Origin of the sequence: Pseudoalteromonas sp. 20-92 (assembly GCF_030847595.1) — a bacterium.
Taxonomy (GTDB): Bacteria; Pseudomonadota; Gammaproteobacteria; order Enterobacterales; family Alteromonadaceae; genus Pseudoalteromonas; species Pseudoalteromonas fuliginea.
The window spans coordinates 41,776-64,918 of the sequence record NZ_JANJGQ010000019.1; the positions used below are offsets into that span (position 1 = coordinate 41,776).

The 23,143-nt window shown below is 39.2% G+C and carries 21 protein-coding genes; 8 read left to right on the top strand and 13 right to left on the bottom strand.

What is annotated here, in order from left to right; all coding sequences use genetic code 11:
• Positions 1-49: 49 nt before the first annotated feature.
• The 9 genes from NRL14_RS15055 to zapB all read right to left on the bottom strand — a co-directional run bounded on the left by NRL14_RS15055 (position 50) and on the right by zapB (position 7,356).
• Positions 50-430, bottom strand: a complete 381-nt coding sequence (locus tag NRL14_RS15055) for a hypothetical protein (protein WP_306725027.1) — start codon at positions 428-430, stop codon at positions 50-52.
• 3 nt (positions 431-433) lie between these two features.
• Positions 434-2,011 (bottom strand): S41 family peptidase, encoded by a 1,578-nt coding sequence (locus NRL14_RS15060; RefSeq protein ID WP_306725028.1) that lies wholly within the window; start codon positions 2,009-2,011, stop codon positions 434-436.
• A 47-nt stretch (positions 2,012-2,058) separates the two neighbouring features.
• Positions 2,059-2,898, bottom strand: a complete 840-nt coding sequence (locus tag NRL14_RS15065) for an amidohydrolase (RefSeq protein WP_306725029.1) — start codon at positions 2,896-2,898, stop codon at positions 2,059-2,061.
• A complete protein-coding gene (locus NRL14_RS15070) occupies positions 2,895-3,623 on the bottom strand; it encodes an SDR family NAD(P)-dependent oxidoreductase (protein ID WP_306725030.1) in 729 nt (242 codons plus the stop codon). The genes NRL14_RS15065 and NRL14_RS15070 overlap by 4 nt, the downstream gene beginning before the upstream one ends.
• Positions 3,624-3,650: 27 nt before the next feature.
• Positions 3,651-4,139: a peptidylprolyl isomerase gene (locus NRL14_RS15075; RefSeq protein WP_007375964.1), complete on the bottom strand. Its 489-nt coding sequence runs from the start codon at positions 4,137-4,139 to the stop codon at positions 3,651-3,653.
• A 64-nt stretch (positions 4,140-4,203) separates the two neighbouring features.
• On the bottom strand, positions 4,204-5,679 hold the full coding sequence (locus NRL14_RS15080; protein WP_149613995.1) for a LysM peptidoglycan-binding domain-containing protein: 1,476 nt from the start codon (positions 5,677-5,679) through the stop codon (positions 4,204-4,206).
• 55 nt (positions 5,680-5,734) lie between these two features.
• Entirely contained in the window at positions 5,735-6,757 is a 1,023-nt protein-coding gene (locus tag NRL14_RS15085) for an MBL fold metallo-hydrolase (RefSeq protein ID WP_306725031.1), read from the bottom strand.
• 63 nt (positions 6,758-6,820) lie between these two features.
• Entirely contained in the window at positions 6,821-7,126 is a 306-nt protein-coding gene (locus NRL14_RS15090) for a cell division protein ZapA (RefSeq protein ID WP_007375967.1), read from the bottom strand.
• Entirely contained in the window at positions 7,126-7,356 is a 231-nt protein-coding gene (gene zapB / locus NRL14_RS15095) for a cell division protein ZapB (RefSeq protein ID WP_007375968.1), read from the bottom strand. The genes NRL14_RS15090 and zapB overlap by 1 nt, the downstream gene beginning before the upstream one ends.
• Positions 7,357-7,574: 218 nt before the next feature.
• Between zapB and NRL14_RS15100 the strand changes: the two genes are divergently transcribed.
• Positions 7,575-8,414 (top strand): 23S rRNA (adenine(2030)-N(6))-methyltransferase RlmJ, encoded by an 840-nt coding sequence (locus tag NRL14_RS15100; protein ID WP_306725032.1) that lies wholly within the window; start codon positions 7,575-7,577, stop codon positions 8,412-8,414.
• A 51-nt stretch (positions 8,415-8,465) separates the two neighbouring features.
• Here NRL14_RS15100 and NRL14_RS15105 read toward each other — a convergent pair whose 3' ends face one another.
• Positions 8,466-9,032: an alkylphosphonate utilization protein gene (locus NRL14_RS15105; protein ID WP_306725033.1), complete on the bottom strand. Its 567-nt coding sequence runs from the start codon at positions 9,030-9,032 to the stop codon at positions 8,466-8,468.
• A 505-nt stretch (positions 9,033-9,537) separates the two neighbouring features.
• On the opposite strand from NRL14_RS15105, the gene NRL14_RS15110 reads away from it, so the two are divergent.
• From NRL14_RS15110 to NRL14_RS15140, 7 genes are all read left to right on the top strand, one after another.
• On the top strand, positions 9,538-10,803 hold the full coding sequence (locus tag NRL14_RS15110; RefSeq protein WP_007375971.1) for an EAL and HDOD domain-containing protein: 1,266 nt from the start codon (positions 9,538-9,540) through the stop codon (positions 10,801-10,803).
• 2 nt (positions 10,804-10,805) lie between these two features.
• Complete coding sequence (locus NRL14_RS15115) at positions 10,806-11,420, top strand: paraquat-inducible protein A (RefSeq protein WP_033023237.1); 615 nt, start codon at positions 10,806-10,808, stop codon at positions 11,418-11,420.
• Between the two features lie 157 nt (positions 11,421-11,577).
• Entirely contained in the window at positions 11,578-11,886 is a 309-nt protein-coding gene (locus NRL14_RS15120) for a hypothetical protein (protein WP_306725034.1), read from the top strand.
• A 258-nt stretch (positions 11,887-12,144) separates the two neighbouring features.
• On the top strand, positions 12,145-13,521 hold the full coding sequence (locus tag NRL14_RS15125; protein ID WP_306725035.1) for a TolC family protein: 1,377 nt from the start codon (positions 12,145-12,147) through the stop codon (positions 13,519-13,521).
• A complete protein-coding gene (locus tag NRL14_RS15130; RefSeq protein WP_306725036.1) occupies positions 13,511-15,091 on the top strand; it encodes an efflux RND transporter periplasmic adaptor subunit in 1,581 nt (526 codons plus the stop codon). Before NRL14_RS15125 ends, NRL14_RS15130 begins: the two co-directional genes overlap by 11 nt.
• A gap of 8 nt (positions 15,092-15,099) precedes the next feature.
• Positions 15,100-18,219, top strand: coding sequence for an efflux RND transporter permease subunit (locus NRL14_RS15135; RefSeq protein ID WP_306725037.1), 3,120 nt, complete (start codon positions 15,100-15,102; stop codon positions 18,217-18,219).
• A 197-nt stretch (positions 18,220-18,416) separates the two neighbouring features.
• A complete protein-coding gene (locus tag NRL14_RS15140) occupies positions 18,417-18,872 on the top strand; it encodes a hypothetical protein (protein ID WP_096793849.1) in 456 nt (151 codons plus the stop codon).
• A gap of 47 nt (positions 18,873-18,919) precedes the next feature.
• Here NRL14_RS15140 and NRL14_RS15145 read toward each other — a convergent pair whose 3' ends face one another.
• The 3 genes from NRL14_RS15145 to NRL14_RS15155 form a co-directional block, all read right to left on the bottom strand.
• The gene (locus tag NRL14_RS15145) at positions 18,920-20,407 is read right to left on the bottom strand and encodes an exopolyphosphatase (protein ID WP_306725038.1); all 1,488 of its coding nucleotides are present in this window, start codon (positions 20,405-20,407) and stop codon (positions 18,920-18,922) included.
• The gene (gene ppk1 / locus NRL14_RS15150) at positions 20,400-22,487 is read right to left on the bottom strand and encodes a polyphosphate kinase 1 (RefSeq protein ID WP_306725039.1); all 2,088 of its coding nucleotides are present in this window, start codon (positions 22,485-22,487) and stop codon (positions 20,400-20,402) included. Before ppk1 ends, NRL14_RS15145 begins: the two co-directional genes overlap by 8 nt.
• 96 nt (positions 22,488-22,583) lie before the next feature.
• Positions 22,584-23,090, bottom strand: coding sequence for a glycine cleavage system protein R (locus NRL14_RS15155; RefSeq protein WP_306725040.1), 507 nt, complete (start codon positions 23,088-23,090; stop codon positions 22,584-22,586).
• Positions 23,091-23,143: the final 53 nt, after the last annotated feature.

Here is a 23,143-nt window from a genome sequence, read left to right on the forward strand (position 1 = left end):
ACTCCAGTGAGCATAGCGTTTTTTTATACATAAATTGCCATTGAGCAAACTAGTTATTTACTCGGCAATTAACATCATTTATGACTTTGGTTGCCTTACTATCAAGGTGACGTACAAAACATTGCTCGTTTTTAATCATTAACTCAAATTGATCGGGCATGTTGAGTTGCTTGCCCATAATCGGGTTACCCAAAGTGTCTTTTTGATTAAGTCTATCGAGCGTTACCGTACTACTTGTTAAAAATACGTCATCAGCTAATTGTATCTGCTGACTATAAAGTAGTTGAGCTATAACCTCGGCTACAGCCTCACTATTTGGCTCTACCAATAATGCATGTTGCAGCTTAGGTGTCGACTCAGAGCTTTGTGCTGAGCACCCAGTAAGCGTACACATTATGATAGCTGTGATTATTAGTAAACGCATTTGCATAGCCTACCTTATGTTATCGCTGAGAATAATATTTTGATTAAGCATTGTTTGCACTCGGGTATCTTCTACCTTTGGTGAATCATCTACAATTGATGGAGCAAAACCCTGCTTGCTACTGGTAGAGCTTGGCGCAGGACAGCTTTCTGTTGTGCGATAGCTAAGTGCCGTTTTGAGTAGTGCTTCATTAGCATCACCTAAGGAAGTAGTAAAATCATCTGCAACGGCACAGCCTGCTATTAATACAGGCTGGAGTGCGTTATCTAATGTATTTTGTGGTGCAAAACCATCTGAAAATTCACCAAAGCCTTTATTGTTCTCGCCGGTAAATTGAATGGTGAAATAAGTTGTATCGCAATTATCTGTTGGGTAAAAGCCATATGGTTTTCCACAAGTACCTGAACCCACTTGAATCACCTCTACATCTGCGCCGCGTAGACCATTAATAATGGCTTCACTGGCAGAACAAGTGCTGCTGGTTGTAAGCACAAATACACGATTTAAGTTAAGTGTTGGCAAAGGTGTACCCGGTGTAATACTTGGGTTGCTCTCAAATCCCACAAATTGATTGGTAAAAGACATTGGGGTAAGTGCTTGCCCTGTTATTGGGTTGGTATTTGGGTTTTTATCGTTAAAAATAGTACGTTCAAAAACCTTACCTTGTGTATTACTATTACCTGCAATCATATAAGCAATTTGGCTTGCCATTTGTAAAAGCCCACCACCGTTATAGCGTATATCGATGACTAAGTCTTTAATGTCGCTTGCAGCAAGTTGGTTAAATGCGTTGTATAGTTGCTCTTCAGCAATTGCATTATGGCTATTAAATTGAAAATATCCAACCTCTCCATTCGCTAAGTCAGTCCGTACATTACTTACCGGTTGCGAGGTTATATTTTGCGACGTGAGGGTAACAGTACGGTTTTCGTTGGTGTTGATATCTTTAAATACAAACTCAGTTACTTTACCTGTTTGCGTAGGGAATAAACCTGCATTAATAACACTAACATCATTTGATGAGTTGGTATTTACAAAATCAATACCATCTACTTCAACTAACTCAAATCCACGTGTTAGGTTTTGGTTACTTGCCGGAGTATTGGGCTGCGTATAACTTATTATGGCTTGGCGAGGTGCGCTAGACGCTAGAATTTTTATATTGAAACCGTAGCCATAACTTACGCCTGCTTGATTTTGGCGTTCCCACTCATCGGTAGGTAAATTAAAATGAAAGTTATCCTTTTTTGCACCCGATTCGGTGAGTTCATTGGTTTTTAGTTGTTCAAAGTAATCAAGGACTCCACTCGTAAGAGCTGGGTCAGTGTCGATAATTTCATCATACCAAAGGTATGTTTCGTTACTCCATGAACGTAGCCAGTTCTTCTCATCACTTGCTTGGCACTGGCCTTTAAATTGACTAGCGCGAGCAAATTCATTGGCGCTCCAAGTTGTTGTATTTGAGCCAATAGGAGTGACACTATTACTGTCATTTAAACTTCCGCCACCGCCACATGCGCTTAAGATGCTAATAAGTGTTAAAGGCAGAATGGTTTTTGCAATATTTAACTTCGTAGGAATGAACATGTGAAGGCTCGCTTTTTATACTATTACGTAAATATAGCGGTTTTTATTTATACTAGATAGAGATGTTTGGCATTTTTGTAGCTTAAATGGTGCCAGATGTGATCACTGTTACACAACCCCAAATGAGCATGCCATAAATTGTTATAGCTGGAGTTAATTTGGCAAACGGGGAAATTACTGGCAAACATAATCCGTTGCTCACCAAAATGCTGAAAAATAATATCAAAACACGTAATTTGCTGTTGGTTATTTAGCGACAGAAGCTCAAACCCTGAAAACTTAATTGCAACGTTACAATTTTTGGCTAATAGTTCAATACCTTGTTGCCAAAGTACTATATTGCTTGGTAATCCAGCATGATTAATTACAATCTGTAGATGTGGGAGTTGCTTCGCGTAATACGCTATTTTTTTTACTATTGGTATATTTTCAAGCTCAAGCTGCGCTTCAAAATGCAGATTCAAGTGGCTTAATATTTTAAGATTATCTAAGCAAAAACTGTTTAATAAGCGTGCTGCATCATTGCCTTCGGTAATATCTCGAATCCCGGCTAACGTTGGGTGTATAAGGTTTTTTAGCGTACGTTCAAATGACTCACTGTCTTGATCAATTTGTATAAAGCTAATCGCTTTATAGGCAATATTATTTAAGTGTTTATCAAGCCATTTTAACTCATTGATAGGTGCGCTGTTATCAAATCCAGCTTCTATATGCACTAAACCAGCAAGCTCGAAATCAGTGCTTTCAATAAGTTGTTCTGCGCTAATTTGTTGTTTTATTTTATCTAAATTTGGCCATGTTGGCTGATTGGCGCCCTGCAACCATAAATACTGACCCTCAATTAAATTAAAGAAATGGACATGTGGGTCAATTATTTTTGTACTCATTGGGCAGTATAGCCACCGTCAATACTTTGTAGGCTGCCAGTAATAAAGCTGGCATCGTCGCTTGCTAAAAAGCTCACAAGAGCGGCAACTTCGTCGGCTTGCCCCAATCGGTTAAGCGGTTGAAGGCTTGCTTCTTCGGCAACTATCTCGGCCTTGTTTGCACCACTTTTTTTACAGTACGCATCTATTGCGTTATGAAATAGCGGGGTCTCTATCGTGCCAGGGCATACGGCATTTGCTCTAATATTGAAACTCGCGTAATCAAGCGCTGTTGTTTTTGCCATAGAGGCAAGGGCGTGTTTGGTCAGGTTATACGCAAAAGAGTTTTGCTTACCTATAAGCGCCTGATCGGAAGCGACTAATATAATAACGCCGTTATTTTGCGCTTTCATGCTAGGCAATACACTTTGTACTGCCGCATAAGCGCCTTTAACATTAAGCGCAAACAGTGCATCGAGAGTTTGCTCGTCGGTGCTTTGTATATTTGCGCTTAAATGCTTTCCTGCATTAGAAACAAGTACGTCTATTCGTTGCGATTGCTCGTATATAATATTAATACAGCTACGTACGGCTGTTACATCACTGACATCGCACTGATGGAATATACCGTGTTCACAAGGCTCTATATCGAGGTTATGAACTTGGTAACCACTGTTTAGCAAGCGTTTAATTACTGCTAAACCAATGCCTTTTGTTCCGCCAGTAACAATAGCAACTTTAGCCATATTTGATCCTAAAATTAGTAAAGGTGATTAGTGAGAGTGGCCACAGCCGCCTTCAGCGTGCACATGTCCGTGAGAAACTTCTTCACTTGTTGCTTCACGTACAGAGATGATTTCCACATCAAATGTTAGCGTTTTACCCGCAAATGGGTGGTTTAAATCACAATCTGCGTTAAAGCGACCTACTTTAACAATAGTCACTTGATGACGACCTTGGTTAGAACTTACCATTGCTGTCATACCTGGTTTCCATACTTTAACGTCGCCTTGTAAGTGCTTAAGCGGGATGCGTTGAATTAAGTCATCAACACGCTCGCCGTACGATTCACTTGGCTCTAGCGTTACACTAAACTTCTCACCAGCTTGTTTGCCTTCAAGTGCTTTTTCTAAACCAGGAAGCATGCCTTCGCTACCATGAATGTAAGTGAGTGGTGCTTCGTTTGTGCTGCTTTCTACTTGTTCAGTGCCCTCACTGAGTGTGTAGTGAAATTCAACAGCTGAATTTTTACTGATTTGCATGCTTATCTCTTTAAATTTGACTATGTTGAGGCTGATTTTACGCGAAATATACTTGTTTATAAACTTAACGTGGCTGATTTAGTGTTTTTTGTAAATCTAGCAGTAAATCTTTTTTTATTGGTGCTGCTTTTTGCTTTTCAGCCTGGGGTATAAACAGCACTAATTGAGTGCCTGGCTTTAAAATGCTTGATGCAGAGAGCTTATTCCATTTTGCCAAGTCGCTATGAGGGACATCATAAAGCTGACTTATACTCCAAAGGCTATCGCCTGACTTAACTTCGTAATCTATTTCAATGGTGGGAATCGCAATCTCTTGGTGCTCTAAATAAGGGCTAATTTTGTAATCAACAGTTAATGTGCTTGGCAGAGTTTTAGGTTGTCCAACTAATAACTTTTCTCCAACGCCGATTAAATTATTATTTTTATTATTAAGTTGTTTTAGAGCTTTTACCGACATACTAAAACGCTTAGCGATACCATAAAGCGTGTCGTTTTGTTTAACGATGTACTCTCCAGCAAAGTTTGATTTAAAAAACTGACTTTTTAATAATGCCTCTTGCCCTATAGGAAGCAGTAAAGTGTGCGGCCCGTTAGGTGAGCTTTGATTTTTTAAGTACCCCTGATTGATTGCATGTAACTGCTTGGAGCCTATACCAGAGAGCTTAGCAATAACTGAAAAGTCAAACTGCTGGCCTATATTCATCTGTGTTGTAAATGGCTTATATGCAAGCTTTGGGCGCTTAATGCCTTTTTGTGGGTGTTTAACTAAATAGCTTAAAGCGAGTAACTTGGGGACGTAGTCAGCGGTTTCTTTTGGTAGGCTTAGCGACCAGTAGTCGGTGCTTTTACCGCGCTTTTTGTTTTTTTCGATTGCGCGTTTAACACGGCCCTCACCACTGTTATAAGCGGCCAAAGCGTGTAGCCAATTACCATCAAAGCGTTTATGCAAGTAGCTTAAGTAATCAAGTGCAGCATCGGTTGAAGCAAGTACGTCTTGGCGGCCGTCGTACCATTGGTCTGACTTAACTCCAAAGTGATGCGCCGTTGCGCCAACCAACTGCCAAACGCCAACAGCTTGCTGTGATGAGGCTATCGTTGGTCTAAAATCGCTTTCTACAAATGGTAGTAATGCGAGCTCCATAGGTAATTGCTTTTGCTCAATTTTTTTTACGATGTGATACAGGTACGGCGCTGCACGTCTGTTTACAGCACGTAAGTAATTGGGTTGCTTTAAATACCAATTTATACGTTGCTTTAAAGCTCGGTTTTGATCAATTTTAAAATGCAGGTTCTCGGCAATGTGAACCCATAAGTCAGTTGCTTTGGGAGATGGCTTTTTAATGTTTACTTTTTTATGTAGTAATACTGTGTTCTGAGGCTTTACTTGAGCATCTTCAATTATGCGTTGATCCGATTTGTCTAAAAAAGTGTGTTTTGGCTCAAAGTGAGTAAATATTTTTGGTGTTTCTTGAATTTCTGATTCAGTTGTTTCACAACCGAATAGAAATAAAACTAAAAAACAGAGAGACAAGCTGCGCATAATATTCACTTTTGTAAATTCCTTTTACTATTTTAACACAGTCCATTGTGTTGAGTTATTTTGCGTTTTTCGCGCGAGCTAATCCTGATTGCAAAAACAAATTGCTCGATTTTGCATTTAAAGATTCTTCTGTGTAAGGTTTCATTACTTTTTCAGGAAACGATAACACAAGTTGTTCTATCGTTTGATCGTTGTTTTTGTTCACATGCTCAGTAATAGCGGTTAGAAATGCTAACGGCTGTTTGAGTTGAGCTCTGTCAAGTATACCACCATGCCCAGGTATAATCAGCGCAAGATTTTCATCGTCAATGTATTGTTTAAGCAGCGTTTGCCAGCTTTTAAATTCGCCGTGCCCAGGATAAGGGAGCCAGTCAACAATGTCGCCACCAATTAAAACACGACCGCTATTAGTTGTGAGTGTTAAGTCACCACTTGTGTGGGCTTGATGGGCGTTTAAGGTTACTTTAAAACCCCCTAAATCAAGAGTTTTATTTTCATCAATAATAATTTCTGGCGACTTTAGTTGATATTCTTGCCAGCGAAAAAGGCGTTTTTTTGCAAGCTCCAACTTTTCACGCCATTGTGCTTGTTCTGCTTTTGAAATACCGGCTAAGCGTTGGTAACTCAGCTCTATACTTTTTTCGTAACTATCGAGTTGGTCATTAAATGCTTTTTGGTAGCGATTAAAATCGCTATTTACTTGCTGATGCACAATTAGTTTTGCATCAGGGTAGAAGTGTTGCATAACCGCCATACCGAGTAAATGATCATCGTGGTAATGCGAAGCAACTAAGTAGCATAATGGTGTTTTTAGGTGTTTTTTTAGGTCATTAGCTAGCTGTTCCACAGCAGCAAAATTACCGCTTGCATCAACAAGTAGTGCACACTTGTCACCTTCGATAAGTACTTGGTTAGAGTCGTAAAAACGCAGCTTTTTTTCTTGTTCTAAAAATTGGATATTAGCATTAATAGTTACCCAATTGACTGCGCCATAAGTTGTTGGCGCTACGAGTAATAAAGAACATGCTAGTAGTAAGTATTTACATGAAGCGATTATATAAGATAGGTTTAACTTCATCCTGTGTCTCTACGCTATTATTTAATTATGCTAATAATAAACAAAAAGCGCAGTTTGCGCTTTTTATTTTTGATGTGTGGGGTCACTTGCCAAATGCTGACTTAGTTTGTCAACGAGTTGGTCTTGTTGCTGCTGCTCAACTGTAGCCTGTGTTTTTGCTTCTAGCAATTCGTGGCTTAAGTTTAACGCTGCCATAAGTAAGGCTTTTTGATCATTTCGAACTGAAGAGCGTTGTTTCATTTGCTCCACCAAATCATTAAGGTTTTTAGCTGCTGCTATTAGTGCCTCTTCTTGTCCTTCAGGACAAGCAAATTGCTGCTCTTGACCTAGCAACTCAACAGTGACCCGCTGGTTTTGCAGCTCAGACATTAGCTAGCCTGTTGTGCACTTTGTAATTTATCAAGAAGACCAGATAAAGTTGTGCTGGCATCTTTTTGTTTTTCTTCGTTTTCAATAGCTTCTAGCTGTAATAACTCGTTTTCATCTGCTAGTTTGCTATTTTGTTCTTTTAAGTTTGAAACATCAGTTAGCAATTGATTATTACGATCAATTAGTGAATCGATCAGTTGTTCGAGTTGTTGAAGAGTGTTGTTATTCATAAAGGCGCTCATATAACTGTAATTAATGTCATGCAAATGTAAAGCAAAGTGTATTGATTTGCCAGCATTTACGGTGGTTTTAGCTGATTTTTCTTCTGCGTTAAGGGATAATTCAGCGTGAAGGCTTTTTCATTCATAAATGGTTCACTCTCAGTTGCCAAAGTATAGTGCTTATGGTTCACTGTTTTTTATTAAATAGCGTATGGCGAAAATAAATAATGCTTAGTTATAGACACTCATTTCATGCTGGTAACCCTGCCGATGTACTCAAACATTTAGTGTTAGCGCAAGTACTAGGTTATCAAACAATTAAAGATAAACCACTTGATTACATAGACACACACTCAGGCGCAGGTTTTTTTGAATTAGCCGCAGCTGATTCGCAAAAAACACAAGAATATCAAGATGGTATAGAAAAGTTGTGGCAGCATAAAAGTGAACACGCTGCACTTAATGAATATATAGCGTTAATTAAATCGTTTAATGAAACAGATGAACTTGCATTTTATCCTGGCTCTCCAAAGATTGCTGAGCACTTTTTACGTCGTCACGATAAAGGATGGTTTTTTGAGCTGCATCCGCGCGATTTGTTATTACTTGAAGAGAATATGCAAGGTAAACGATCTATTCGTGTACGTGGTGAGAATGGATTTACTGGATTGGTAGGCCTTTTGCCACCTGCTTCACGCAGATCATGTGTATTGATCGACCCTCCATATGAAATTAAGGATGATTATGAAACGGTTGTTACTATTTTAATCAAAGCGTACCAGCGTTTTTCGACAGGTACTTATATGATTTGGTATCCTGTAGTGGATAGGGAACGTATTGATAATATGGAGCAAGGTTTAATAGATTCAGGTATGCGTAATATTCAATTATTTGAATTGGGCACTGAAGATGACACCGATGTACACGGCATGACCGCATCTGGCATGATAGTCATTAATCCGCCATGGAAACTAAAGCAAACTATGGATGCAGTGCTACCAGAGCTCATGACTTTATTAAGCAAGCCGAGTGGCTTTTATCGTAGTGAACAATTAGTAAGTGAATAGCTGAAATGTTAAATAAAAAGCGCTGTGCAATACAGCGCTTATTCTTATGCCTTATTTTTTAACGTATTTAGTTAAAATAACAATACGTTGACCATCAACTCGCCCTTCAATATGTTCAGGATTACTTGTTAAGCCAATATTGCGTACTGCGGTACCGCGTTTAGCGGTAAGACTACTGCCTTTAACGTCTAAATCTTTAATAAGTGTAACGGTATCGCCAGCTTGAAGTACCACACCGTTGCTATCAACATGTTTAATATCGTCATCTTCCGCAAGTGCTTTTTTAGCCCAAGCAAGTGTATCTTCTTCAAGGTAAATCATGTCGAGTGCGTCTTGTGCCCAGCCATTATCAGGCGCTAAGCGCGAAAGCATTCTGTAAGCTACAACTTGTACTGCGGGTGTTTGGCTCCACATGCTGTCATTTAAACAGTGCCAATGTGTTGGTGTTAATTCGCTACTGTTTTCGATTTGATCTTTACAGGTCTGACATGTGTAAATACATTTATCTGAATGAGTTTCTGTCACAGGAGGTACTTCGTATACAGAAAGGTTTTCGGTTGCTGCACATAATTCACATTGATTACTACTGCGTTCAATTAAGGCTTTTTCAATACTCATGAAGGTTCTTATTTAAGTGAAGTTTACATTTGGCGTTATTATACCCTAGCAGGGCTGCTGAACGCTATAAGCCCCTTGATTTTGTAAGGGTATATTGTTCATGCGGGGGTTTTTAATTTCTGAACCCTAGGCCTGCTTATCTTTCGAGGTTAAATTTACAGCAGTCAGTTTGGTATTTAGGCGAGGCAGAGCCTATGGTGTGTGGTTATTCTCATAAATAGCGCCTCGATTGAACAAATTTTAATCCACAAAAGTCAACAAGCCCAGTTGTTTATTCTTTTTGTAAGGCGTTTATGCAATATGTGTAATGTGTCTGCGGGAGGTTTGATAATAAAAACTATGGCAATAGATCGCTATTTTATATTTAGTTGAGCATCCTTTTATATGATTTACTTTTAGTTGTTTGCAATGATTAAGATATTTTTACTATACTTTTAATTTGTCACATGTATTAAAGTAACTATATAAGTGCTAATTGCACACATGAACTTACAGGCTAAACCTATTGAAAGTGTCTAATACACCAACTTTAACTCCTACTCTTACGCAGTATGTAGCAAGACAACCCATATTTAATGCTGAAAAAGAGGTTTTTGCGTATGAGTTGCTGTATAGGAATTCATCAAATAACGCCTTTCCAGTGGGTACAAGTGATGAACATGCAACGAGCCGTTTATTTTTTAATACGCTTATGTTGGTAGGTGCTGAAAAGCTTACTGCGCATCAACTGGCATTTATTAATTTATCAACGGATGCATTACTCGATGACTTCCCTAAATTATTAAATCCTGAAATGACGGTTATTGAAATTGTAGAACGCACAGTGAATATAGATGAAGTAGCTAAACGTGTTACGTCATTAAAAAAAGAGGGATACACTTTTGCACTTGATGATTATGATGGCGATGCAAAGTGGGAGCCATTATTAGCACTTGTTAGTTATATAAAAATAGAGGCCGATGAGCCCATAATAAAAACTAATATGCACGTAAAAAAGCTTAAGCGTAAATACCCTCACTGTAAAATTATTGTTGAGCGTATAGAGACACACGAGCAGTTTAAAGTACTAAAAACTGCTGGATGTGACTTATTTCAGGGATTCTTTTTTGCTCGTCCAGAAATGCTAACTTACAGTGGTATCGATCCTTCAAAAGTTACTGTGTTTGATTTACTTAAATCAACGTCAAAAGAGTCTTTATGTTTTGAGGAGATACATCAGCGTGTAGCGAGAGATGTTGGTATTACCACGCGTATTTTGAAATTAGCTAATGCACGCTCAGGAAATAGTAATTTAGTAATTACGTCTATTTCGCAAGCTGTAGTGTATCTAGGCGAAGACGTTATTCGCCAGTTTGTCCGCGTACTAGCTCTCAGTGACTTAGGTATAGATAAACCGACGGAGCTCACTAAATTTGCACTTGTGCGAGCAAGGTTAATAGAGTTAATTTTAACTGAAGAAAGTCGTGATTTGGCTCAGCAAGGCTATTTAGTTGGGTTGTTCTCAATGCTTGATGCCATTTTGGATATTGAATTAAATAGTATTGTTAAAGAATTTACACTAAACAAAGATATCACAGATGCCTTATTACATGGCTCTGGGGTGCTAGGCGATTGCTTAATCCTTGCCAAAGCTATCGAAAATAAAAACTGGTCATTAGTTGATACAACCTTAAAAGAAATCAATCCACAGCTCCCAATTGAGAAACTTTATAACTTTGTTTTAGAGTCGATGCTTTATAGTGATGATGTAATAGAGGTTGTGGTTGATTGAATATGCGTAATTGGTTGTCGGTTATAAGTGTAGTGGTTGCTCTTTGTTTATTGTTTCCTGGTATTACAAAACCAGTATTAACAATAGAGGGTAACATAGATAAATCAAAATTAGCGCAAGCGGGTATTGAAATGCTGGCTGAAGAGGGTGATGGCCGGACTCGCAGTATGCTAATGATGTTCTCGAATATGCTAGGGCTTGATAAGTTAGAGGGCGAGATTAGCGCCTATAACAAAACACAAAGTATTTTAGGTACAGTTAAAGAACTTGCTAATAATAACAATTTACTTGTAGCCGCCTTAGTGGGGTTGTTTTCTATTGTTATTCCAAGCCTGAAGCTGCTATTACAATTGTTTTATTGTTGCCTACCTTTGAATGGGTTTAAGCAAAAGCTCGGTCTGGTTATTTGTGCATTAAGTAAGTGGAGCATGGTTGATGTATTTGTTATTGCATTAATAGTGACTTACCTAGCAGGTAACGCTCATGGTAAAAGTGGTGAGCTACTTGTTATGAATGCCCAATTTGGTGAGGGCTTTTGGTATTTTAGCGCATATTGTATATTTGCAATTATAGCGAGTAACTTAATTAAAACACCTGATAAACCGCAGTCTACATAATTAAAGTATTTGTGGTTGCCGTTAGGTTATCTTACAATCATTTTAAAATTTATTAAAAGGCATAATGTTGCAACGTTTTTACTCTAGTTTACTCATGATAACTTTACTGCTCACTTTTGTGGGTCAGGCAGTTGCGTCTGTAGCTATGGTATGCAATATGCCACATATGCCACATATGCCAACAAAAACAGCAATGCATGCCCAAATGCCAATGACACACAGTAGTGATGCAACAGCTGTCGCTAGCATGTCTGAAAATATGATGCAGATGGATTGTTGCGACGACGAAAGTACGCCACAAAATGATTGCAAATGCCCTGTCAGTGGCTGCGCTGCTAATTCAATGCTTAATGTTGATACTTTATTTAGCGTTATTTTACTTGAATCTGAAAAAGTAAATATAAGTGTATTTACTACACAAATTAACATACCTCGTTCACTCTACCGCCCTCCTATGTCTGCTTAATAGCAGGATAGGTGTAATATCAATTTTATTGAAAACATGCTCATTCTCGCGAGTTAAATACCTCTCTAACTGTGTTAAAAATTACTTATATAAAGCAACTATACTGCGTAATTTTTTCCTTGTTATAGAGCTATTTTCCTACCGCAATAATAGATCATTAATTCAATGCAATTGATATAAAAGGTTTTTGTAAAACTCCTAAACACCTTTTTTGCTTCCTAATTTAAGAATTTCTTTTATTTTTAGATGGAGCAGGTGATGAACCACGCTGTAAGTATTAAAGCCGTATTATGTAGTGTTTTGTTATTTAGCACAGCTGTTAATGCGCAAAACAATTCAAATAACCTAAATATCGATACGCTAAAGCAAGCCCGCAATGAACAAACGGTTAGCTTAACGCAAGCGCTTAATTATGCACTAACGCATGAGCCATGGCTAAAAGCGAGTGGCTACCAAGAAGATGCCGCAATAGCGCAAAGTATTGCCGCAGGCACCTTACCCGATCCTGTTTTAACGGTTGGCTTACTTAACTTACCTACTAACGGTTATGCGTTTGATCAAGAAGGGATGACGCAGCTTAAAGTCGATTTGAGCCAAAAGTTTAGCCGAGGGAATAGTTTAGCACTTAAACAAAAGGCATTAGCTCAGTCTGCTCAACAATATCCTTGGCAGCGCGCCGATCGCTTAGCACAAGTAAAAGCAATTGTGATTGAGTCGTGGTTAAACGCGTATCGTGCTCAGCGAAGTATTGCTTTAATTGAGCAAGATAAAGGGCTATTTACTCAGCTTATTGAAATTACCGAAGCAAGCTACGCAAGTACCTTAGGTAAAACACGCCAGCAAGATATTATTCGTGCGCAATTAGAGCTCACTCGCCTTGAAGATAAGCTGGTTATGCTTGAGCAGCAATTTGAAAGTGCTAAAAACCGTTTAGCACAGTGGTTACCTATGAATATGCTTATGCAGCCTTTAAATGCCGAATTTACTAAAATCACAGGGCTGGTTGATTTTGCAAACATTGAATTTGATAAATTAATACAGTTGCTTATGGCGCATCCCGCAATTATTGCGATAGACAAAACCGTCACCGCAAAGCAAACCGAAGTTGCGCTCGCTAAGCAAAGCTACAAACCTCAAATGGGCGTTAATGTGGGTTATGGTTACCGAGATGATACGCCTATGGGGGAGTCGCGAGCTGATTTACTTTCGGTAGGGTTTAGTATTGATTTGCCATTGTTTACTGATAACAGGCAAGATCAACAGGTTAAATCGGCTATTGCTAGTGCTGAGGCTACTAAAACACAAAAGCTGGTGGCGCTTCAAAAACTCAAAGGCATGTACTTTAAGGAATTTAGCCAACTCGCTCGTTTGCAAAAACGCGATGCGCTTTATCAAAATACGTTATTACCGCAAATGTCAGAGCAATCTCAAGCAACACTAAATGCTTATACGCGCGACGATGGGGATTTTTCTGATGTGATGCGCGCGCGTATTAGTGAGCTTAACGCCAAAATAGACGCGCTTAATATTCAAGTAGATCAGCATATTATTACCGCTCGCCTTAATTATTATGCAAGTAGCTTAGACCCCCAAGTAATGAGCGAGCAAACTGGAGAATTACACAATGAATACTAATTTAAAGTTACTTGTTGCCGCCTTAGTCGGTGCGGGCGCATTTGCGTTAATTGGCGCCTTAGTAATGCAGTTTTTACCTAGTAACTCGGCAATGCATGAACAGCAAAGTGCTGAAAAACAGCCCTTATATTGGGTAGCCCCTATGGATAGTAATTACAGGCGTGACGCGCCAGGGCTGTCGCCAATGGGAATGGATTTAGTCCCTGTATATGAAAACGATAGCAACGCTCAGGATGGACCAGGTGCAGTAACTATTTCGCCTGCAGTAGTTAATAACTTGGGTGTAAGAACCGCCAAAGTGCAGCTTAAAACACTTCACAGCGATATAAATACTGTAGGTTATGTGCAATATAACCAAGACCAACTTATTCACATTCATCCGCGTGTAGAAGGCTGGATTGAAAGCTTGTACGTTAAAGCGCAAGGAGCACAAGTTAAAGCCGGTGAGCCTTTATATACTTTGTATTCACCACAATTGGTGAACGCACAGGAAGAGCTTTTACTGGCGGTGAATCGTAATAATACCGTGTTAATTCGCGCTGCAAAGGCACGTTTAGAGTCGTTAAATGTGTCTGATGGATTTATCGAGCGCTTACAAAAAAATAAAAAGATAATGCAAAATATTACTTTTTACGCAAAGCAAAGTGGTGTGGTAGATGAGCTAACAGTACGAGAAGGCTTTTACGTTAAACCAGGCACATCAATGATGAGTATTGCTCAGCTTGATGAAATTTGGGTAGAGGCAGAAGTGTTCGAGCGCCAATCAGAACAAGTGAGCGTTGGTTTACCTGTAACGATGACGCTTGATTACTTAAAAGGTCAAAAGTGGGAAGGTAAGGTTGATTACATTTATCCCGCGCTTGATGCTAAAAACCGGACTCTGCGTGTAAGGCTCAGGTTTGAAAATGCAGATCATCGGTTAAAACCAAATATGTTTGCGCAAGTGAGCATTCACGCTAAAGCGAGTAAGGCGCAATTTACAGTTCCTAAGGAAGCGGTAATTCGCACGCAGCATCAAAACCGTGTGGTTATTGCATTAGGTGAGGGTCGTTTTAAATCGGTAGAAGTCGAAGTTGGGCAAATTAATAGTAATGAAGCGGTCATTTTGTCAGGTGTAATGACAGGTGACACGGTAGTGACCTCAGCGCAATTTTTAATAGATTCTGAGTCGAGTAAAAGCTCCGACTTTAAACGAATGGAAATACCTAGTTCTGGTATTAGCTCAGGTATGGGGTTGGATTCTGGTTCAGGCTCTAATATGAACATGGATATGCAGCCACAAAACGCCACGGTTAACGGCACTATTAATGCCATAGATACACAAAATCGCATTATAAATATTAGTCGAGAAGCCATTGAAAAATGGAATCGAGAACCCGCCACAATGGACTTTGTATTAGCGCCAGATATTGATATTAGTCAGTTTGAAAATGCCCAGTATATTAATTTTACTTTTAGCATTATTAATGATGAATTTGTAATCACTAAAGCGCAAAACGCAGAGCCGATTGATCATTCTACTATGCAACCTATGCAACCTATGCAACCTATGCAACACAGTTCTCACTAGGAGCCATTATGATAACTGTCATTATTCGCTGGTCTGTTAGCAATCGCTTTTTTGTGTTGTTGCTTACATTAATTTTACTGGGTGGAGGGTTGTTTGCGATAAAAAATACGCCCGTGGATGCCTTGCCTGACTTATCTGATGTTCAGGTCATTATAAAAACTACTTACCCGGGGCAAGCGCCGCAAGTAGTGCAAGACCAAGTTACATTTCCGCTCACTACAGCAATGCTTTCTGTGCCGGGTGCGCAAACTGTAAGGGGTTTTTCGTTTTTTGGTGACTCGTACGTTTACGTTATTTTTGACGAAAAAACCGATTTGTATTGGGCGCGTAGCCGAGTACAAGAATACCTAAGTCAAGTAGCGAGTAGATTACCCGATAGCGCTACGCCAGAGCTTGGCCCTGATGCAACAGGCGTAGGTTGGATTTACTTATACGCACTAATTGATAAAACAAATAAACACGATATTAGTCAGCTACGAAGCTTACAAGATTGGTTTTTAAAGTTTGAGCTACAAACCGTACCAGGAGTCTCTGAAGTGGCTGCTGTTGGTGGCATGGTTAAGCAATACCAAGTCAATGTAGAGCCCGATAAATTACGTGCATATGGTATTCCGCTTAGCCTTATTCAAACCGCTATCCAGCAAGGCAACCAAGAGATGGGCGCCTCGGTAGTTGAAATGGCTGAAGCTGAATACATGGTAACAAGCACCGGCTACATTAAGAGTGTTGCCGACCTAGAAGCTATTCCGCTTGGCGTAAACGCCAACGGTACTGCGCTGCAATTGCGTGATGTAGCCGATATTAGAGTCGGGCCGCAAATGCGCCGTGGTATTGCAGAGCTAAATGGCGAAGGCGAAGTAACTGGCGGCATCGTTATTATGCGCTATGGCGAAAATGCACAAAAAACTATTGAGCTGGTAAAAGCAAAATTAGAATCGCTTAAAAAGGGATTACCAGAGGGCGTTGAAATAGTCCCTGTGTACGATCGCTCCAACTTAATAAATAACGCGGTAGATAATTTAACAAGTAAGCTAATTGAAGAGCTGATTGTAGTTGCTTTAGTGTGTGTGGTGTTTTTGTTTCATGTGCGCTCATCATTGGTGGCAATTATTACGTTACCGCTTGGCATTTTAACGGCATTTATAATTATGTATTGGCAGGGTATTAACGCCAATATTATGTCTTTAGGGGGAATTGCAATAGCGATAGGCGCAATGACCGACGGCGCTATCGTTATGATTGAAAATATGCACAAACATATGGAAAAAACGCCACTTACCAACGAAAACCGCTGGGAAGTTGTGGCTAAATCGGCGAGTGAAGTGGGTCCTGCATTATTTTTTAGTTTATTAATTATTACCGTCAGCTTTATGCCGGTATTTATTTTAGAAGCGCAAGAAGGACGTATGTTTGCGCCACTGGCTTACACTAAAACCTATGCTATGGCAGCGTCTGCTGGGCTTGCGATTACCTTAGTGCCGGTATTAATGGGTTACTTTATTAGAGGTAAAGTTATTTCGGAGCAAAAAAATCCAGTTAACCGATTACTCGTCGCAGCGTATCGCCCACTACTTAACTGGGTGCTTAAATTTCCAAAAATGACATTGGTACTCGCGGTGGTTGTTTCTGTTATTGGCTTTTATCCGGTAAACAAAATAGGCAGTGAATTTATTCCGCCACTCGATGAGGGCGATTTAATGTATATGCCCACAACGTATCCTGGTTTATCGGTAGGTAAAGCGCGCGAAATACTACAGCAAACCGACAAGCTAATTGCCACAGTACCCGAGGTTAAAACAGTATTTGGTAAAGTTGGGCGAGCAGAAACAGCAACAGATCCTGCGCCGCTTACAATGATAGAAACGTTTATTCAGTTAAAACCAAAAGATGAATGGCGCGAGGGTATGACCCTTGAAAAACTTAAAAAAGAACTCGACGGTTTGGTTAAGTTTCCGGGGTTGACGAACGCGTGGGTAATGCCAATTAAAACACGTATTGATATGCTCGCAACCGGTATTAAAACTCCCGTGGGCATTAAAGTTGCGGGACCAAAGTTGAGTGAAATTCAAAAAATTGGTCAACAAATAGAAGTGCTTTTAAAAGATGTGCAAGGCACCGCATCGGTTTATTCAGAGCGAGTAGCCGGTGGACGTTATATAAAAGTAGATATAAATCGTGAAAAAGCCGCGCGTTATAGTTTAAACATTAGCGACGTACAGCAAGTTGTATCTACTGCAATAGGTGGCACAAACGTAACACAAACGGTAGAAGGGCAAGAGCGCTACCCAGTTAATTTGCGTTACCCGCAAGCATACAGAGACTCGCCAGAAGAGCTAATGTTGTTACCCATTGTAACGCCTACAGGGCAGCGTATAGCACTTGGTGATGTTGCTGATGTATTTATTGAAGATGGACCGCCTGGTATAAAAAGCGAAAATGCACGTTTAAACGGTTGGAGCTTTATTGATATAGATGGCGTTGATATTGGTACTTACGTTGAGCACGCTCAGCAAGTGCTCGATAAAGACCTAATACTACCAGCTGGCTACTCAATTACGTGGGCTGGGCAATATGAATACATGCAGCGTGCTAAAGACAAACTGACTTATGTATTACCACTTACATTAGCAATAATTATTGTGTTGCTTTACCTTAATTTTAGAAGCTTTGCTGAGGTCACTATTATTATGGCTACGTTGCCACTGGCAATGATTGGTGGCGTATGGCTAATGTATTTAGAGGGCTTTAACTTTTCAGTTGCAGTAGGTGTGGGCTTTATTGCCTTAGCTGGGGTAGCGGTAGAAATAGGGGTCATTATGTTGGTGTATTTAAACCAGGCCTATCAAGAAAAATGCATCGAAGCAGAGCAGGCAGGTAAGCCACTTAGTTTAGTGCAATTACAGCAAGCTATTATTGAAGGTGCAGGGCTTCGAGTACGCCCGGTTATGATGACTGTCGCGACAATTATTATCGGTTTATTACCTGTACTTTATGGCACGGGCACCGGAAGCGAAGTAATGAGCCGAATAGCAGCGCCTATGGTTGGCGGTATGGGCAGTGCAATTGTACTTACTTTACTTGTTATTCCTGCGGTTTACCTACTGTGGCGCAAACAAGGACTTAAATAATATAAAGCAACAAGACGATAGAGCAGTGCGGTTACTTCCCACGCATTGCTCTATAAAAATTACCTATAATTTGTAAGTTGTTCTATTAAATAGCTAGTTATTACTCATATTTAAATTAACCAACTGTTTTTAAATACCTTTTTAATTGGCACGCTTTACGCAACATTGTACTTCAGTCAACTAAATAAGGAATGCACATGCAAGTTAAAACAATTAAAGAGGTATACGATTGGACCATTTTGTTTCATACGCAAATGGCGGCTAATTTTCATAGCGTAAAGGATTTACTCGATGAACATAATGCAATGCTGGTGGACTATTACTTAAATTACGAAAAAAAACTGGCTGAAGATTTGGTCGGGTTTAAAGCGATAACCGAAATAAATACGCTCGATACGTACTGTTATGAATACTTTGCTAAAAACCCTGAGCTAATTACTTTTGAAGATATTAGTAAAGATCAGCAATTTGATGAAGAAGTTATTCAAGGCTATTTAGCACAGCAACATCAAAAAGTAATTGAGTTATACGAATACTTACTTGAACGCGCCGAAACCCAAAGCGGACAAGAAAAGCTTCAACAAATATTAGAGCTCGAAAAGCAAGGCATAAAGCAAATGATGCAAAGCACTAACCGTCATATGGATATGTAGCTGAAAAAGCGGGGTATTACTGATCCTACTTTTGATATATGTTAGTTTTAGGAGCAATCAAGCGCTATACCTACCTTCTTTAAGTAACGCTGTTCTTGTATTAAATCAGCTTGTAGTAGTGTGTGTTCTTGCAAGTAGTTATCGCAAAATTTTATAAATAAGCCGGTGCTATTTGCGCTAATTTCCATATTGGGTTTTTGGCTTACTTGGCGTTTTTGATTAAATAGAATCGCTAAACGCAAAATAGTAATAAGCTTGAGCACTTGCTGCTGAGAAATAGTTATGAATTCAGGTAACTCATCGAGCCTAATTTTTTTCCGGTAAAAGCGAATCAACGAACTTAATATTACCTGTTCTTGTTGGGTAAAGCCGGGCAGCTGGCTGTTAGCAACAATATAAGCGCTGTGTTTATTAATACCCGAAGAGTTAATTGATAGGCCAATTTCATGAAGACTAGCAGCCCATGTTAACAAGGCAATATCATCATTGTTATCAAGCTGCCACGGCGCTTTAAGTTGCTCATAAAGCCAAGTTGCAGTGTTAGTAACACGGATTGCATGTGCTTTATCTACAGTGTATCTATCACTTACGTTATTAATGGTATTGCTACGAATGTCTTTATCGGCCAACTTTTGCTGCATTTCATGTAATAAACCTTCACGTAGCGAAAAATCACTATAAGTTAGTTCTTTAATCAAAAACTCTCTAAAAATAGCAATGAGTATCGCTAAACCGCCACAAATACTTTGCTGTCGTTCCGGTGTTAAACCTTCAATGAGTAAATTATCGCTATGTCTGGCATTTATGAATTGTTGTTTAAGGGTGACTAAATCATTGTAGGTTATACAAGGCTGATGCGGATTTTGGGCGCCCACCATAGCCAAAATAGATTTAATAGTGCCAGATGTACCAATAACGTTTTGCCAACCCTCATTGATGTAATTAGCAAAAATAACCTCTATTTCTTGTTCTGTTTTTATCTCTGCTTTATTAAAGCGTTTGGCGTTTATTATGCCGTCACTAAAAAATTGCTTGGTATAACTTACGCACCCTATATTTCGGCTTGTGAGTAACTTATGTTTAAAGTGCTTACCTATTATTAGCTCGGTGCTGCCGCCGCCAATATCAATTACTAAGCGGTTTTCTTCATTGTGTACATAATGCGCGACACCTTGATAAATGAGCCGTGCCTCTTCTTGCCCTGCAATAACATCAATATGAAATGGAAAGATCTTACTGGCTTGTGTTAAGAACGCATGGATATTTTTAGCTCGTCTAAAAGTATACGTTGCAGCTACTTTTACATTACATGCAGGGAAGTCTTGTAGAGTATTTGCAAATTGTTTAAGCACTATTAAGGCACGATCAATTGCTTGCTGGCTTAGCCTAAATTTATCGTCTAGCCCGTCAGCTAAATATACACGTTGCTTTTCTTTATGCAGAATTTGCAGTGTGCCATCCACTTCACGGGCAACCACTAAATGAAAGCTATTAGAGCCTAAGTCGACAGCGGCAATAGAGGGGTGATCATCCATTATTATAGTTACCTTCCCACTTTTTTAGGTGATCATAAATCGCTATTTGCGAGCGGATTTTTTTACGGTTTCCACGTCTTACATAGGCATTTTTTTGTTCGCTATCGATTAAGCGTGCTTTTGTACGGTCTTTAAATTGCAGTTCTAGAATATCAATAATGAGCTGCTTTAATTTCGCATCCAAAATAGGCACGCCCACCTCAACTCGGTGATCGAGATTACGGGTCATCCAATCAGCAGATGAAATATAAACTTTGTCGTTTGCGTTATTACCAAAAACCATTACCCTTGGGTGTTCTAAAAAGCGATCTACAATGCTTATTATTCTTATATTGTCGCTAAATCTAGCTACCCCTGGTATTAATGAACACATGCCACGTACAATTATACGTATTTTAACGCCGCGACGACCAGCGTAGTAGAGTTTATCAACAAGCTGTTTATCAACAAGGTTGTTTACTTTAATAGTAATTTTACCTGCACAACCGTTCTCTACATGCTGAATTTCTTTATCGATTAAATCAAGTAAAGTGTCACGAGCATTTACAGGTGACAGCATTAAGTATTCAAAATTAAAAGGTTTGTAGCTACTTTCTATAAATTTAAATACGCTATCGCATTCCTCGCAGATCCCAACATGTTTTGTGAATAAACTAAAGTCGGTATAGATTTTTGCTGTTTTTTCGTGAAAGTTACCAGTGCCAATGTGTGCATACTTTACTATTTGACCTTTCTCTTTACGATGAATAATACATAACTTACTGTGTACTTTTAACGCGGGTATACCAAAAATCACTCTAATACCTGCACCGCTTAATATCTTTGCCCACTCGATATTATTTTGTTCATCAAAGCGAGCTTTTAGCTCGACCATTACAGTGACTTGTTTACCATTTTTAGCGGCATTGATGAGTGATGATATCAATCGAGATTTACTGGCAACGCGATAAATATTAACTTTAATTTGCGTAACGTTTGGGTCGAATGCTGCTTGACGCACATACTCTAGTAAGTGGTTAAATGTGTGGTACGGATAATAAAGGAGAATATCTTGTTCGCTAATAGCATCAAATACGCTGGTGTGTTTATTAAATGCAGCGCTTTGTAATGCCGGCAGCGGTTTATTTTCAAGGTACTGACGCCCTACATTAGGAAAGGCTATAAAGTCTCTAAAGTTACGATAACGGCCTGCTGGGATAAGTGCGTCGTGATGAGTTACGCTCAGGCGCTTTTTCATTACTTTAAGCATATTATCAGGCATGGTTTCGTCATATACCAAACGAACGGGCTCTGCGTAAATACGCTGTTTGAGGCCTTTAGACATTTTATCTAATAAGCCCTCTTCTAGTTCGTCATCTAGGTTATATTCTGCATCGCGAGTAAGCTTAATTGAGTAACCTTGAATTGTTTTAAAACTAAAAAAGCTATTAAAAACATCATTTAAAAAATATAAAATAACGTCATCAAGCATCACAATAGTTTTATGGCGACGAGTTTTTTCAGGCGGTAAATTTATAAATCTTGGCACGCGGTCTGTGGGTACTTCGAGCATAGCGTAATGGCTTTTTTCGTCACACATTTCTACGAATAGATAGGTCATGGTGTCGTTAACGTAATCTGAGTAATCTTTATTTTCATCAAGTAATATGGGCGAGATATGCTGTAGTACATTGTCATTAAAGTAAATTTTTAACCAATTTAAATGGAATTCGCTTAGCTTTTCAGGACGATCAACATGGATGTTATGTGCGGTTAAGTCACTTAAAATTTGCTGATGAACTTGGTTAAATTTTTTACCAAGCAATAATACTTTTTTTTGTACTTGGCCTAAAAGAACTTCGTCTTCTTCAAAATTAGCATCAGGTAGTTTGCTTAATAAAATACGGCGCTTAACATCGGCCACTCGAACTCTGAAAAACTCATCAAGGTTATTTGAAAAGATACCTAAGAAACGCATACGCTCAATGATTGGGTTACTTTTGTCTTTTGCTTCTTGTAATACGCGCTCGTTAAACGATAGCCAGCTTAACTCTTTTGCAAAATATTCAATAACTTGCGTTTTTCCTGTATGGGCATTCATATTTTATTCCGCGATTAGATGCTAAATAAAATATAGTGCAAGTTCATGACATTAAAATGACATGCGTGTCAGGTTTATGACACGCATTAAGGAAGGTTAAATGTCTTCAACATCAACAATCAAATCGCTAGTTATCGATTCGAGAGCATCAATTACTTCATCTTTATTCATTCCATTAGGTAACGTTATGGTAGCTACGGCGCTAAAAATAGGGACTCCCCAGTTTGGGGCGCTCTGTTGCCTTGAGTTTAAATGGGTAATGTTAGCGCCCTTATGGCGAATAACACTGGCAAGTTCTTGTACTATTCCAGGGCGATCGTTTCCTGTAATCACAAAGTTTAGCTGTTCAAGTTCAACATGTTCTATTTCTGTATTGCCGGTTTCAATACGTACATCAAGCTTAGGCAATGCGTTTAATGCATTTTGAAGTGATTGTAAATGCTCTTCAGCGACCTCTAGCTGTATGATCCCCGCAAAGTGACCAAGCAAATGACTTAAGTTACTGCTGAGCCAATTACCGTTATTTTTTAAAATAATGGTTGAGATGCTTTCTACTAAGCCAGGGCGATCTTTCCCTAAAATTGTTATAACCAACTGCTTCATAAATAATTCTCTTTTTTAAGCCCAAAGAAGGTAAATGCATAGGCATTAAGTGT

Excerpts from the sequence above, each read along its gene's own strand:
- NRL14_RS15055 (WP_306725027.1), bottom strand. The coding sequence starts at position 430 with ATGCAAATGCGTTTACTAATAATCACAGCTATCATAATGTGTACGCTT.
- NRL14_RS15060 (WP_306725028.1), bottom strand. The coding sequence starts at position 2,011 with ATGTTCATTCCTACGAAGTTAAATATTGCAAAAACCATTCTGCCTTTA.
- NRL14_RS15065 (WP_306725029.1), bottom strand. The coding sequence starts at position 2,898 with ATGAGTACAAAAATAATTGACCCACATGTCCATTTCTTTAATTTAATT.
- NRL14_RS15070 (WP_306725030.1), bottom strand. The coding sequence starts at position 3,623 with ATGGCTAAAGTTGCTATTGTTACTGGCGGAACAAAAGGCATTGGTTTA.
- NRL14_RS15075 (WP_007375964.1), bottom strand. The coding sequence starts at position 4,139 with ATGCAAATCAGTAAAAATTCAGCTGTTGAATTTCACTACACACTCAGT.
- NRL14_RS15080 (WP_149613995.1), bottom strand. The coding sequence starts at position 5,679 with ATGCGCAGCTTGTCTCTCTGTTTTTTAGTTTTATTTCTATTCGGTTGT.
- NRL14_RS15085 (WP_306725031.1), bottom strand. The coding sequence starts at position 6,757 with ATGAAGTTAAACCTATCTTATATAATCGCTTCATGTAAATACTTACTA.
- NRL14_RS15090 (WP_007375967.1), bottom strand. The coding sequence starts at position 7,126 with ATGTCTGAGCTGCAAAACCAGCGGGTCACTGTTGAGTTGCTAGGTCAA.
- zapB (WP_007375968.1), bottom strand. The coding sequence starts at position 7,356 with ATGAATAACAACACTCTTCAACAACTCGAACAACTGATCGATTCACTA.
- NRL14_RS15100 (WP_306725032.1), top strand. The coding sequence starts at position 7,575 with ATGCTTAGTTATAGACACTCATTTCATGCTGGTAACCCTGCCGATGTA.
- NRL14_RS15105 (WP_306725033.1), bottom strand. The coding sequence starts at position 9,032 with ATGAGTATTGAAAAAGCCTTAATTGAACGCAGTAGTAATCAATGTGAA.
- NRL14_RS15115 (WP_033023237.1), top strand. The coding sequence starts at position 10,806 with ATGCGTAATTGGTTGTCGGTTATAAGTGTAGTGGTTGCTCTTTGTTTA.
- NRL14_RS15120 (WP_306725034.1), top strand. The coding sequence starts at position 11,578 with ATGCCACATATGCCACATATGCCAACAAAAACAGCAATGCATGCCCAA.
- NRL14_RS15125 (WP_306725035.1), top strand. The coding sequence starts at position 12,145 with ATGAACCACGCTGTAAGTATTAAAGCCGTATTATGTAGTGTTTTGTTA.
- NRL14_RS15130 (WP_306725036.1), top strand. The coding sequence starts at position 13,511 with ATGAATACTAATTTAAAGTTACTTGTTGCCGCCTTAGTCGGTGCGGGC.
- NRL14_RS15135 (WP_306725037.1), top strand. The coding sequence starts at position 15,100 with ATGATAACTGTCATTATTCGCTGGTCTGTTAGCAATCGCTTTTTTGTG.
- NRL14_RS15140 (WP_096793849.1), top strand. The coding sequence starts at position 18,417 with ATGCAAGTTAAAACAATTAAAGAGGTATACGATTGGACCATTTTGTTT.
- NRL14_RS15145 (WP_306725038.1), bottom strand. The coding sequence starts at position 20,407 with ATGGATGATCACCCCTCTATTGCCGCTGTCGACTTAGGCTCTAATAGC.
- ppk1 (WP_306725039.1), bottom strand. The coding sequence starts at position 22,487 with ATGAATGCCCATACAGGAAAAACGCAAGTTATTGAATATTTTGCAAAA.
- NRL14_RS15155 (WP_306725040.1), bottom strand. The coding sequence starts at position 23,090 with ATGAAGCAGTTGGTTATAACAATTTTAGGGAAAGATCGCCCTGGCTTA.